11 protein-coding genes are annotated in these 13,069 nt (G+C 70.4%); 3 read left to right on the top strand and 8 right to left on the bottom strand.

Going from position 1 to position 13,069, the window contains the following annotated elements; all coding sequences use genetic code 11:
* Position 1 precedes the first annotated feature (1 nt).
* The 4 genes from L0H79_RS02155 to purN are packed head-to-tail and all read right to left on the bottom strand — an operon-like array spanning position 2 to position 4,124.
* Positions 2–1,615, bottom strand: a complete 1,614-nt coding sequence (locus L0H79_RS02155; protein WP_301482895.1) for an ABC transporter permease — start codon at positions 1,613–1,615, stop codon at positions 2–4.
* Complete coding sequence (locus tag L0H79_RS02150) at positions 1,612–2,580, bottom strand: ABC transporter ATP-binding protein (RefSeq protein WP_301482894.1); 969 nt, start codon at positions 2,578–2,580, stop codon at positions 1,612–1,614. Before L0H79_RS02150 ends, L0H79_RS02155 begins: the two co-directional genes overlap by 4 nt.
* Positions 2,577–3,419 carry a MerR family transcriptional regulator gene (locus L0H79_RS02145; RefSeq protein ID WP_301482893.1) on the bottom strand — a complete coding sequence of 281 codons (843 nt, stop codon included), beginning with the start codon at positions 3,417–3,419 and terminating at the stop codon, positions 2,577–2,579. The genes L0H79_RS02150 and L0H79_RS02145 overlap by 4 nt, the downstream gene beginning before the upstream one ends.
* A gap of 33 nt (positions 3,420–3,452) precedes the next feature.
* Positions 3,453–4,124: a phosphoribosylglycinamide formyltransferase gene (purN, locus tag L0H79_RS02140; protein ID WP_301482892.1), complete on the bottom strand. Its 672-nt coding sequence runs from the start codon at positions 4,122–4,124 to the stop codon at positions 3,453–3,455.
* A gap of 56 nt (positions 4,125–4,180) precedes the next feature.
* Between purN and L0H79_RS02135 the strand changes: the two genes are divergently transcribed.
* A complete protein-coding gene (locus tag L0H79_RS02135; protein WP_301482891.1) occupies positions 4,181–4,573 on the top strand; it encodes a hypothetical protein in 393 nt (130 codons plus the stop codon).
* Between the two features lie 57 nt (positions 4,574–4,630).
* Here the strand turns inward: L0H79_RS02135 and L0H79_RS02130 are convergent, their stop codons facing one another.
* From L0H79_RS02130 to sucC, 3 genes are all read right to left on the bottom strand, one after another.
* On the bottom strand, positions 4,631–5,884 hold the full coding sequence (locus tag L0H79_RS02130) for a DUF6350 family protein (RefSeq protein ID WP_301482890.1): 1,254 nt from the start codon (positions 5,882–5,884) through the stop codon (positions 4,631–4,633).
* 279 nt (positions 5,885–6,163) lie between these two features.
* Positions 6,164–7,066 (bottom strand): succinate--CoA ligase subunit alpha, encoded by a 903-nt coding sequence (gene sucD, locus L0H79_RS02125; protein WP_301482889.1) that lies wholly within the window; start codon positions 7,064–7,066, stop codon positions 6,164–6,166.
* Between the two features lie 17 nt (positions 7,067–7,083).
* On the bottom strand, positions 7,084–8,280 hold the full coding sequence (gene sucC / locus L0H79_RS02120) for an ADP-forming succinate--CoA ligase subunit beta (protein ID WP_301482888.1): 1,197 nt from the start codon (positions 8,278–8,280) through the stop codon (positions 7,084–7,086).
* Between the two features lie 339 nt (positions 8,281–8,619).
* On the opposite strand from sucC, the gene L0H79_RS02115 reads away from it, so the two are divergent.
* Complete coding sequence (locus L0H79_RS02115) at positions 8,620–9,558, top strand: alpha/beta fold hydrolase (protein ID WP_301482887.1); 939 nt, start codon at positions 8,620–8,622, stop codon at positions 9,556–9,558.
* A 391-nt stretch (positions 9,559–9,949) separates the two neighbouring features.
* Positions 9,950–10,648: a M23 family metallopeptidase gene (locus L0H79_RS02110; protein ID WP_301482930.1), complete on the top strand. Its 699-nt coding sequence runs from the start codon at positions 9,950–9,952 to the stop codon at positions 10,646–10,648.
* Positions 10,649–10,708: 60 nt separating this feature from the next.
* On the opposite strand, the gene pcrA is transcribed toward L0H79_RS02110, so the two are convergent.
* On the bottom strand, positions 10,709–13,069 hold a 2,361-nt coding region (gene pcrA, locus L0H79_RS02105; RefSeq protein ID WP_301482886.1), incomplete at its 5' end, for a DNA helicase PcrA.

Genomic DNA, 13,069 nt, shown 5'->3' with positions numbered 1-13,069 from the left:
GTCAGCGCCCGAGGACGATGTCCCGACGGGACATGGCGACGAGGCCGAGCGCCGCTCCGGCGAGGGCGACTGCCGCGAGCAGCGCCGCCGTGCCCCAGTCCACCGGGGCGCCGACCTCGCCGGGCAGATGCCTGAGCTCGAGCGACAGGTAGGACAGGTGCCGCGCCCAGGTGGGCAGCTGCACGAGATCGCCCAGGAGCGCGGTGAACTCGCTCCAGGCCACGAGCAGCCATGCGACACGGGCCACCCGGGGGACGAGCCCCACGAGCAGCGCGGTGAGGCCGACCGCTGCGAGCATGCCCGGCAGCTGCGCGAGGACCGTCCACAGCGCCCAGCGCGGCGCGTCTGCAGGTGCCTGTACCAGGGTGGCGACGACGCTCTGGACGAGTGCGCCGAGCACGAGCATCCCGAAGGTCAGCAGTGCGGACAGGGCAGCTCTCGCGGCGAGGGGTCGCCAGCGCCGCAGACCGGTCGTCATCTCGGCGTCGAGGAGCCCGGACCGTTCGTCGGACAGCACCCTGAGCACCGCCCCTACCCCGTGGACCAGCGGAATGATCGCGACGAAGGCCACCGACAGCGTGAAGAACTGCCGTACCGGATCCTGCTGCCCAGTCATGCTTCCGAGCATGTCGGCGGTCTGCTCGTCGCTCGCGGCCAGCCCGATGATGCTGTGGCTCATGCCGCCGAAGAGAGCGGCCACGGCGCCCGTGGCGGCAAGCCACCCGGCGTAGCCACGTCGGTCGAGACGCAGCGCGAGACCCAGCGACGACCGGACGCGCACCGGGCGGTTCGAGGGTGGGCGCGAGGTCAGCAGCCCGGCCCCCAGCTCACGACGCGTGTCCAGCCAGGCGGTGGCGGCCGCGATCACCGCGATGGCCAGCGCGAACACAAGCAGGGGCGTGACCCGGTCCGCCGTGAACGGTGCAGCGAGGTCGCGCAGGCCGAACCAGGACGCCCACCGCAGCCAGGGCCGGTCGGTGAAGTCCGCGATCACGCGGACGACGAAGAAGATCGCGAGGCCCACCCAGGCCGCGGCATGCGCGGAAGCACGAGTCGGCAGGACCTGGCCCAGACCCAGCGCGGTGGCACCGAAACCCAGGCCCACGAGCGCGACGACGGCGCCGAGGACCCACCCGCCCGCGGCCGTGATCTCGGCAGAGTCGAGCGACTGCCAGGCGAGCACGCCCCCGACCGCGGCCCCCAGCAGGACGAAGGTGGCGAGCAGCACGGTCAGGGCCGCCAGCACGGGGGCGAGCCGGCCGACCCCGACGGACCGCACCAGCTCTGTCGTCCCGGAGTCCTCCTCACCGCGACCCAACCGCGAGCCGAGCAGGATGCCGAGCATGGCGGCCAGGATCGTCAGGTAGGTCCCGGTCTCCCACTGGGCGAGCTGGCCCAAGGTCCCCGGCTCGGGAAGCGGCCCGTAGAGGATCTTGGTGGCGACCGCGGCTCGCATCTGCGCAACGAGCGGGGCGCGCTCGGCCAGGGACGGGTACGCCGCGGCATACGACGGGATCGTCACGGCGACGAGCGCGACCAGCCCGACCGACCACGACAGGATCATGATCCGGTAGCGCCGAGCCAGCACGCCGGCCAGGGCCACGGTGCCGTTCACGACGCACCGACGTCGTAGTGGCGCAGGAACAGGTCCTCGAGGCTCGCCGTCGCACAGGTGATGTCGGCCAGACCCTCGTGTGCGAGCAGCCCGAGCACCCGCGGTATCTCGTCCCGCGGGACCGACAGCTCGATGCTGCTCGTGCCGGCACTGGTCGAACTTCGGGTGACCTCCAGCCCCCAGCCGCCCAGCCGCTCGGCGGCGTCGTCGATGACGTCGCCGGCGCCCCGGGCCGTCACGGCGCTCGCCGACAGGTGGCGCAGGGAGGCGAGACTGCCCGACTCGACGGTGCGGCCGTCCTTGACGATCGTCACGTGGCTGCAGAGGTGGTCGACCTCCGACAGGATGTGGCTGGAGAGCAAGACCGTCCTCCCCTTCGCCGCGGCCTGCGCCACGCAGTCACCGAAGACGCGCTCCATGAGCGGGTCGAGCCCACTGGTGGGCTCGTCGAGCAGCAGGATCTCGACCGGGGCGGACAGGGCCGCGACGAGCGCCACCTTCTGCCGGTTCCCCTTCGAGTAGGTGCGGATCCGCTTGGTCGGGTCGAGGCCGAACCGCTCCACGAGCGCCCGCTCGGCCGGCTCGTCCCGGTCACCACGAAGCCCTGCGAGAGCATCCAGGACCTGCGACCCCGTGAAGCTCGGCCACAGGTGCACGTCGCCTGGCACGTACGCCACGCGACGGTTGATCTCGGCCGAGGACTGCCCGGGGTCGAGACCGAGCACCCGGACCTCACCTGCCGTGCGGCGGCACAGCCCGAGCAGCGTGCGGATCGTCGTCGTCTTGCCGGCCCCGTTCGGTCCGAGGAAACCGTGGACCTGACCGGGCTCGACCGACAGCTCGAGCCCTCGCAGGGCGGTGACCTCCCCGAACTCCTTCACCAGGCCCGAGACCTCGATGACCGATGCCGCCCGCTGGGCACCCGCGCTCCGCAGGAAGCGCGGTGAGCCCTTCGTCGTCGTCATACCAGCTCCTCCTTCATCGTGCGTGTCCGAAGAGCGCTCGCGATCGCCGGGCGCCGGGAGGCCTCCGCAAAGGCTTCATCGACGAGCTGTTGCTGGCCCATCGCGGGGAAACCCAGTCGCATCAACCGTCTCAGCAGGGCAGAGCTGATGGCTCCTTTGGCCCCCGTCGGGAACTGCTCAACGAGGTCGGCCAGGAGGTGCTCGTGCCGGTCGACCAGCGCCATCACGGCCGGTAGCAGCCGCTCGACCACCTCGTCGCGCTGGTCCCCCTGGCTGGCGTCGAGGCTTGCGAACGCCTCGAACATCTCGGTGAGGACATCCTGGTCCTCGGTCGTGAGTGCCTCGGCGAGCCGGGTCGCGGCCCCGGGCAGCAGCCCGCGGACGGCGAACACCGATACGATGCCGCGCTCGATCTCGAGGACTCGCCGGGCGCGAGGCGGCATCCGCTCGGCGAGCGCGTCGTAGATGAGGGCCACCGGCGCCGGCAGCGGCGAGATGCCCGCGCCCGACCGGACCCGCTCGATCAAGCCGGCGACCCGCGCGCGTTGCACGGTCAGCTCGGTCAGTCGTTCGTCGATGTCGAGCAGGGTCGCCTCGAGGTCCTCGAGAGCGGTGGCCTTGGGCGACCGGCCCGCCGCCGGTAGGACGTCGGCGATCGTGGCGAGCGGCAACCCAGCCTCCGCCAGCCATCGGATCCGCAGCAGCCGCGCCAGATGCTCGACGTCGTAGTCCCGTTGCCCGGCAGACCGGGCAGGGACGTGCAGCAGCCCGACGTGGTGGTAGTGACGCACGGTCCGCACGGTGGTGCCCGCCAGATCGGCAAGCTCTTTGACTCGCATATCGTCACCGTGACATGTGACGTTACGTCACAGTCAAGGGCTGGGAACGATCCCCCGAGGACTCGGGCGGGACGCCGGGTCAGGGCCGACCCGGACGCGGCGCCCCTCGACGGTGAAGCCCTCGCGCGCCATCCGCCCGACCCACTCGACGAGCTGCGGCCGCTCGGAGGCCTTGATCCGCTCGGTCAGGCTCTCCTCCGTGTCGTCATCGAGGACGGGAACCGCGCACTGCGCCACGATCGCCCCCGTGTCCACACCCGCATCGACGACGAAGAGGGTCGCCCCGGTGATCTTGACGCCGTACTCGAGCGCATCTCGCGGACCATGGATCCCGGGGAACGCCGGCAGCAGCGCGTTGTGGCTGTTGAGGTAGCGTCCCGCGAAGCGCTCGAGGAACCGGGCGCCGACGAGCTTGAGGAAGCCAGCCGAGACGACGATCCGCGGGTCGTGGGCCGCCGTCCGCTCAGTCAGCGCGAGGTCCCACTCGTCCCGGCTGGCATGGTCCTTGACCCGGCACACGAAGGTCGGGACACCGGCTCGCTGGGCCCGCTCGAGCCCCGCGATCCCGTCACGGTCGGCGCCGACCGCGACGACGCGGACGCCATACGTGCTGTCCTGCGAGGCGTCCAGCAGCGCCTGCAACAGCGTGCCGGAACCCGACACGAGGACGACGACGTCGACGGGGGCCCTCTCATCGCGCGACACGGCGGTGAGTGTAGCCCGGTTGCCCGTCTCGGTCGGGGATGGGACACGATGGGGCGGTGACAGCGGACCCACGAGAGATCGCCTTCGCCAGGGAGAAGGCCAAGCGCACCCTGCCGGTGTCGCTGCTCGTCCTGCTCGGCATCGTCGCGATGTACCTTCCGTTGCCGAAGCGGTTCGTGGCGGCTCTCCCGTTCGTCGTCGCGATTGTGCTGACGATCCGGCTGCTGCGGTTCCTTCGGGGGCGTACAGGGCGCGAGAAGGTCTGGCCCGCGATCACGCTCGCCCTGACCGGGCTGCTCCTGACGAGCCTCACGGTTCAGGCGGTGTTCTACCCGACGGTGCGGCGCTACGAGGAGTGCCAGGCGGGCGCCCAGACGAGCACCGCTAGGGCGGCCTGCGAGCAGATCCGCGAGCAGGGTCCGTTCGGCGTGGGCTTCATCATCAGGTAGCCCTGTCCGCGCCCTCACCCCCGTCGAGCCGGCACTGTCGCAGGGTCGAGCGGGCACTCATGACCGGTCGGCCGGGACCTTCAGCCCGGCCGACCGAGAAGAAGTGCCCGCTCGAGCGGGGTCGCCGGAAGCGGTGCGCTCACGGTAGAACGCGACGGCAAGCCAGACCGCGGCTCCGACCAGGAGCTCGGCGAGCAGGCAACCGGCGAGCGGCCAGATCTGGACGCCGACCGACCCCAGGCGTTCGAGACCCATCGCACCGTTGGCGAGCGCGGTCAGCACCGTCACGAGTGCCACCGCCGTCGCGCAGGCCGCACCAACCGCGCTGGCCCGCTCCCGACGTCCGGCACTGCCGAGCAGCAGGTCGGTGCGCCGGGCAACCATCGCACCGATGACGACCGGCACGACGAGGACCACCCACACGATGCGGGGATAGGCAGCCTCGTCCGGCAGCGCGCCGAGGATCGGGATGAGCGGCATGAGACCCGGATGGGCGCCGGCCGGCGAGACGAGCCCGTCGACCGCTACGGAGAACCCCGGCCCGACCAGGAAGGCGAGGCCCCAGGTCGCCACGTTGCCGAGGAAGGCGACCTGGGCGATGGCCAGCACGGCCCCCGCGACCAGCCCAGCGTCGTACTCGCCCTGGATCCGGAGCACGTCGCCCAACGCCACGAGCATGCTGAGCACCACGAGCACCATCCCGGCGCCCAGGAGCAGCACCGCACCACGGCAGGCGGCCCGCCACGCCGCGACCGACCAGCGCGGCAGCGCAGCGAGCCCGCGCTCCACCAGGGCCGGGGTGGTGTCCGCCCCGGGGCGGACGAGGACGACGGCCAGGCCGACGACCGGCACGAGCATCGTGCCCGCGATGCCGATGGGGTCCGGGTGCACGGATCCGGCGAGCGTCAGGGCACCGAAGACCGCGGCCGCGACGGCGTAGCCGAGCAGGTAGCCGGGCACCAGGCCGCGCCACACCACCGTGTCCCACTCGGCGCGCCGAACAGCGGGCCGGGCACCGAGCACCAGGCGCCTCGACATCCGCCACGCGATGGCGACGAAGACCGCCAGCAGGAGCAACGGGGTCGTCGAGACGGCGATCCCGGGACCGCCGATCGCCTGACCGTGGCCAAGGAACCAGATCGCGCTGCCGACGGCGACTCCCGCCCACCAGCCGAGCGAGCTCTCGGGCGCGCTGACCCAGCCGACGAGGGCGGGCAGCACGACGAGGGCCCATGTGGCGAGCGCGGTCACCAGACCGGCGCGTGCGGCGGTGGGCAGGGCGGACGGGGTGTGGCTGGACGTTGGACTCACTCCTGACATCGACTCCCCGCCATGGTCACAGGACTCCCCCGCCGACGCGAGCGCCCACGCCGAGAGGCCGGCAGGTCGTGCCCGAAAGCAGCCGGAGGTATGCCGCTGAGCCGGGCTGGGCGGCATACCTGCCGTTCACGCGTGGTGCACTGTCGATCGGGACTCATGCACACTCGATGCGCACTGGTGCACTGTCGATCGGGATTGGTGCCCTGTCGATGAAGAGAACTGCACTCTCGATGAGATCGGTGATGCGGAGGCGGCGCAGGCCGGGGGCGGCTACGTGATGAGGCCCTGCATGACCTGTCGCATCAGCGCGGCCGCCTCGGACGGCGTCTTGCCCACCTTGACGCCAGCGGCCTCGAGGGCCTCCTTCTTCGCGGCGGCGGTGCCGGATGAGCCGGAGACGATGGCGCCCGCATGGCCCATCGTCTTGCCCTCGGGGGCGGTGAAGCCGGCGACGTAGCCGATGACCGGCTTGGTCACGTGCTCCTTGATGTACTCGGCAGCGCGCTCCTCGGCATCGCCACCGATCTCGCCGATCATCACGATCGCGTCGGTGCCGGGGTCGTCCTGGAAGGCCGCCAGGCAGTCGATGTGTGTCGTGCCGATGATCGGGTCACCACCGATGCCGATCGCGCTCGAGAAGCCGATCTCCTTCAGCTCGTACATCATCTGGTAGGTCAGCGTGCCCGACTTGGACACGAGCCCGATGCGACCTGGGCCGGCGATGGTCGCCGGGATGATGCCCGCGTTGGACTGTCCGGGGCTGATGATCCCCGGACAGTTCGGCCCGATGATCCGGGTCGTGCCTGCCGCCTGGGCATAGGTGAAGAACTCGGCCGTGTCACGGACCGCGACGCCCTCGGTGATGACGATCGCGAGCGGGATCTGCGCGTCGACGGCCTCGATGACCGCCGACTTGGTGAAGGCCGGTGGTACGAACACGACCGACACGTTGGCGCCGGTCTCGTCCATCGCCTCCTTCACGGTGCCGTAGACCTTGACCTGCCTGGCCCCGTCAGGCGTGGCGAACTCGACGGTTGAACCGGCCTTGCGCGGGTTGACCCCGCCGACGATGTCGGTGCCGGCAGCGAGCATGAGGGTGGTGTGCTTCATACCCTCCGAGCCGGTCATGCCCTGGACGATGACCTTGGAGTCCTTGTTCAGAAAAATCGACATGGAAGTGAGCGTCCCTTTCAGTTCTCGGCTGCCAGCTCGGCGGCCTTACGGGCGGCGCCGTCCATGGTCTCCTCGATGGTGACCAGCGGGTGGTTGAGGTCGGCGAGGATCCGGCGACCCTCGTCCACGTTGTTGCCGTCCAGGCGGACGACGAGCGGCTTCTTCGCGGAGCCACCGAGGGACTCGAGCGCCCCGACGATGCCCTTGGCGACCTCGTCACAAGCAGTGATGCCACCGAAGACGTTGACGAACACCGCCTTGACCTGCTCGTCACCGAGGATGACGCTCAGGCCGTTGGCCATGACGTCGGCGCTTGCGCCGCCGCCGATGTCGAGGAAGTTGGCTGGGCTGGCGAGAACACTGGGCGCCGCTCCGCTGAGCTCTTGGCCGGCGTAGGCGACGACGTCGAGCGTGCTCATGACCAGGCCGGCGCCATTGCCGATGATGCCGACGTTGCCGTCGAGCTTGACGTAGTTGAGGCCCAGCTCCTTGGCCTTGGCCTCGAGCGGGTCGGCCGACGCCTTGTCCTCGAGGGCTGCGTGCTCGGGGTGGCGGAAGTCGGCGTTGGCGTCGAGGGTCACCTTGCCGTCGAGGGCGATGATCGAGCCGTCCTCGGTCCTGACGAGCGGGTTGACCTCGACGAGGGTCGCGTCCTCGTCGCGGTAGACGGTCCAGAGCTGCTGCAGGACCGGGACGATCGCGGCGCCGGTCTCGGCGTCGAACCCGGCCTCGTCGACGATCTCCTTGGCCTTCGCCGCGTCGATGCCGACGTTGGGGTCGACCTCGACCTTCGCCAGGGCCTCGGGGCGCTCGACCGCGAGCTGCTCGATCTCCATGCCGCCCTCCTTGGAGCACATGGCCAGATAGCTGCGGTTGGCCCGGTCGAGCAGCACCGAGAAGTAGTACTCCTCGGCGATCCTGGCGCCGGCCGCGACCATCACGGTGCCGACCGTGTGGCCCTTGATGTCCATCCCGAGGATGTTGCGGGCAGCCTCCTCTGCTTCGTCCAGGGTCTTGGCGACCTTGACGCCACCAGCCTTGCCGCGTCCGCCGGTCTTGACCTGGGCCTTGACGACCGTCACACCGCCTGAGCTCGCGCCGATGCGCTGGGCGGCGTCACGAGCCTGCTCGGGAGTCGTAGCGATGGCTCCGGCCAGCACCGGCACACCGTGCGCCTCGAACAGGTCGCGCGCTTGGTACTCGAAGAGATCCACGGGTCATCCGTCCTCGTCGTCGGTTGGCGTCGACCACCGCCAGCCGGGAGGGGCCCCGCCCGCGCAGTCGACAAGGTTCCCTCGGACTCTAGACCCACCGCGGGCGGTAGCCCCACCGGTAGGCCCGCCGAAGTTGGGCCCATGATCCCTCCCGTGACGTCTCGCCCCCGACCGTCGTGGCGGCGGTCCTGCTACCAGCGCGGCCTCAGCCCTTGAGTCCGGCCGGGACATGCCGGCGGGCAGTGCCGGACAGGGGCAATCCATACAGACATCTCGAGATGGCAACTCTCCGTGTGGATTGCACGTCATCCGGCCGTGACCGGGGGTAGCCTCGGCGACGTGGCTGGGGTGGCACCCGCGGCGATGAGGCCGCACGGACCCAAGACCGGACCTGCCAAGACATCGGATGGCCCGGGGCTCCTCGACGACGTGCGCGCCATGGGCCGCGCGCTGTGCAGCCCCACCGGTCTGGCGGGCGTCGCGCTCGAGGCGTCGTGGATCGGGCTGCACCTCGGGCTGTGGCCCCTCGGACACATCGGGTCACGCCGGAGCGACCAGCGCGGTGGATACCGGCTCGGTCATCTGTCGCCGACCCAGCGCGGGCTCGCCGTCCACAACATCGAGGCTGCCGAGACCCCGATCCTGCTCGTCCACGGCATGGTCGACAACCGCTCCATCTTCACGGTGCTGCGACACGGCCTGCGGCGCCGGGGCTTCGGTCGGATCGAGACGATGAACTACTCGATCCTCACCGGCGACGTGCGGCGGGCTGCGGCACACCTCGGCGAGGAGGTCGAGCGCATCGTCGCAGAGACCGGCTACGAGCGGCTCCACGTCATCGGTCACTCCCTCGGCGGGCTCATCGCCCGCTACTACGTCACGCGGCTGGGAGGCGACGAAAGGGTGGACACGCTCGTGACGCTGGGCACGCCCCACCGGGGCACCTACGTCGCCTACGGGTGGACCAACGGCCTGACCCGCCAGCTCAGACCGGGCAGCGCCCTGTTCGCCGAGCTCGACGCCCCGATTCCACGCTGCCGCACCCGGTTCGTCGTCTACAGCTCGGACATCGACCAGCTCGTCGTGCCGCAACGGAATGCCGGCCTGCACCACCCAGACCTCAATGTCCACAACGTCGCGCTGCGCGGCATCGGGCACATGAGCCTGCCGATCACCCGGTCGGTCGTCCACGGCATCTCGTCCACCTTGGCGCACCTTGACGTCACGGGCGCGACGGTGACTCCTGGCGTGATCCCGTTGGAGCAGCGCCGCGCCTGATGGTGCCGATCGGCCCGCCAACGGGGGTCACACTCTCGTCATCGCGAGCGCGTCGCGAGCCGGCCCCACAGACCACGCCGGCCTGGTCCAGCGACACCACCTGACTCGGCTTGGACACGTCGCGAACGCATCAGTGCGATGTGGTAAGGAGATGCGAGATGCGTCACACCTTCAGTGGGTGCTGAGCCTAGACGCTCGTAAACCCGATTTTACATAACGAAATGGTCACGGATATCGTGGGGGCTTCGCCAACCGGTCAAGTTAGGTAACAACATTCGTGTCCAAAATCCGTTACGCGGGTCGGCATCGGTCCCCCGCGCAGGCTCCTCACGGCCCTCGTCTCATCGTTCCCCTCGCCCTCGTCTCGACGGCGGTCGCCGGAGGCATCGTGATGCAGAGCGCCGGCGCAGGCGAGCTGAGTCTTGAAGCTGCAGCGGGCGGCCAGTCCCTCTCGGCCAGCGTCGCCGGGTCTGGACACGGCACTGGCGACCAAGCGGCCGCCGCGGCCAGCAGTGCCCGCGACGGCTCGCAGGTGTCTCGAGACACCTCACGGTCTGCGGTGGCGAGCACGGTCGGCCTCAGCGAGCAGAAGGTGGCTGCCGCCGCCAGGGCTGCCGCGGCCAGGGCTGCCGCGGCGAAGGCCGCTGCGGCCAGGAAGGCAAGGGCCAAGAAGGCCGAGGCTGCCCGCAAGAAGGCGCACCGTTGGGTGTCGCCGATCTCCAACTACACCCTCACCTCCGGGTACGGCTGGCGCTGGGGTCGTATGCACCCGGCGCAGGACCTTGCCGCCCCGATCGGCACGCCGGTGCGCGCCCTCTCGACCGGCACCGTGATCTTCGCGGGCTGGTCCAACGAGGGCTACGGCCAGTTCGTCAAGATCCGCTACTGGGACGGCACCGTCTCGTGGTTCGCCCACAACAGCCGGCTGCTCGTCAGCGTCGGCGAGCAGGTCAAGCCGGGGCAGGTCGTGTCGTACAGCGGCAGCACCGGTAACTCGACCGGTCCCCACCTGCACCTCGAGATCCACCCGCACGACGGCGCGCCAGTCTCGCCGCGCCCCTGGCTCACCCAGAAGGGCGTCCACCTCTGACCGCCTGGCTCGGCGCCGGCCGAGCCGATCGCCCCGCCGGCGAGGTGGCTCGGCGGTGCCTCAGATCTTCTCCAGCGGGGCGTAGCGAAGCAGCAGCCGCTTCGTACCCGTGTCGGCACCGAAGTCGACATGCGCCATCGCCTTGTCCCCCTGCCCCTCGACGCGCACGACCGTGCCGAGGCCGAACGCGTCGTGGGTGACCCGGTCGCCCGGTTGCAGGGTGATGACCGGTCGGTTGCCCGGGCTGCGGACCCCGGGACGAGCCGCGAGGGTCGCGACCGCCGGTCGGCCTGAGCCTCGCGCCGCGCTGAACGACGGCCCGAGCCGCTGCCAGTCGACGATCTCGTCAGGGATCTCGTCGAGGAACCTCGAGGCGGGATGATACTGCGGTGCCCCCCACGCAGACCTGACCGCGGCACGCGAGATGTAGAGCCGAGCTCGGGCCCGGGTGATGCCGACATAGGCAAGACGCCGCTCCTCCTCGAGCTCGGCGGAGTCACCGAGCGAGCGCAGGTGTGGAAACGTGCCGTCCTCGAGCCCGGTGAGGAAGACGACCGGGAACTCCAGGCCCTTGGCGGTGTGGAGTGTCATCAGGGTGACGACGCCCTGGTCCTCGCCCGGCCCGCCGTCGGCCCCCTCCGGCGCGTCGGGGACCTCGTCGGCGTCGGCGCCGAGCGAGACCTGCTCGAGGAACTCCTCGAGGTCACCGCCCGGGAGGATGTCCGCGGGCTCCTGGCCCGCGGCCAGCTCCCCCCCGGACTCCTCGCGTTCGCGTGCCTTGCGTTCGTCGAACTCCTGGGCGACGGCGACGAGCTCGGCGAGGTTCTCGATGCGGGTCTCGTCCTGCGGGTCGTGGCTCGCCCGTAGGTCCCGCAGGTATCCGCTGCGCTCGAGCACCGCCTCGAGCAGCGCGGCGATGCCGTCACCACTCTCACGGACCTGCCGCAGCTGCTCGAGCAGGTCGGTGAAGGTCCTGATCGCGGCCACCGAGCGGGTCGCGATGCCCGGAGCGTCCTCGGCTCGGCCGAGCGCCGCAACGAAGGGGATCCGCTCACGCTCGGCCAGGGCGGCGACGCACGCCTCGGCCCGGTCGCCGATGCCACGTTTGGGGGTGTTGAGGATGCGCCGGAGGTTGACCATGTCGGTGGGGTTGGACACGACCCGCAGGTAGGCGAGCGCGTCCTTGACCTCCTTGCGCTCGTAGAACCGCGTGCCGCCGACGACCTTGTAGGGCAGGCCGACCCGGACGAGCACCTCCTCGATGGCACGGCTCTGCGCGTTGGTGCGGTAGAACACGGCGATGTCGCCCGGACGGACCCCGTCGTCGGCGAGATCGTCGATCGTCTGTGCGATGAAGGCAGCCTCGTCGTGCTCGTTGTCGGAGACATAGCCGACGATCAGGGCGCCCTCACCCGAGTCGGTCCACAGGCGCTTGGCGCGCCGCTGGTCGTTGTGGGCGATGACGGCGTTGGCGGCCTGCAGGATGCGGTGGGTCGACCGGTAGTTCTGCTCGAGCAGGATCGTGCGGGCCTTCGGGTAGTCCTGCTCGAACTCGAGGATGTTGCGGATCGTGGCGCCCCGGAAGGCGTAGATCGACTGGTCGGAGTCGCCCACGACGCACAGCTCACCGGGCGGGATCGCGGGGGCGTCGCCGTCGGCCTGGCCCACCACGCCGACGAGCTCGCGGATGAGCTGGTACTGGGCCCGGTTGGTGTCCTGATACTCGTCGACGAGGATGTGCCGGAACCGGCGCCGGTAGTGCTCGGCGACGTCGGGGAAGGCCTGCAGGATATTGACGGTCATCATGATGAGGTCGTCGAAGTCGAGTGCATTGGCCTGACGGAGCCGTCGCTGGTACTGGGTGTAGGCCTCGGCGACGGTGCGGTGGTAGGGGTCGCCCTCGCTGACCTGCCGGGCGTAGGTCTCCTCGTCGATCAGCTCGTTCTTCGCGTTGCTGACGAGGGCCGAGAAGGTCCGCGGCGGGTATCGCCTCGAGTCGAGGTCGAGATCGCGGACCACGAGGCTCATCAGTCGCCGGCTGTCGGCCGCGTCGTAGATCGAGAACGTCGACTTCATGCCGACCTTGGTCGCCTCGCGTCGCAGGATCCGCACGCAGGCGGAGTGGAAGGTCATCACCCACATCGCCCGGGCTCGCGGCCCGACGAGGGCCGCCACCCGGTCCCGCATCTCCGCGGCGGCCTTGTTGGTGAACGTGATCGCCAGGATCTGCCCGGGCTGCACCCCGCGTTCGCCGAGCAGCCACGCGATACGGTGGGTCAGCACGCGGGTCTTGCCCGATCCCGCCCCGGCGACGATGAGCAGCGGGCCACCCTCGTGGACGACTGCCTCCCGCTGCTGGGGGTTGAGGCCCGCCAGCAGCGCCTCCGCGTCGATGTCCCCAGTATGCCGCCCAGCCCCCTC

It is taken from the genome of Intrasporangium sp. (assembly GCF_030452765.1).
GTDB lineage: Bacteria > Actinomycetota > Actinomycetes > Actinomycetales > Dermatophilaceae > Intrasporangium_A.
The sequence above is the reverse complement of the archived record's forward strand: the minus strand, read 5'-3'. Positions and strand labels throughout refer to the sequence as shown.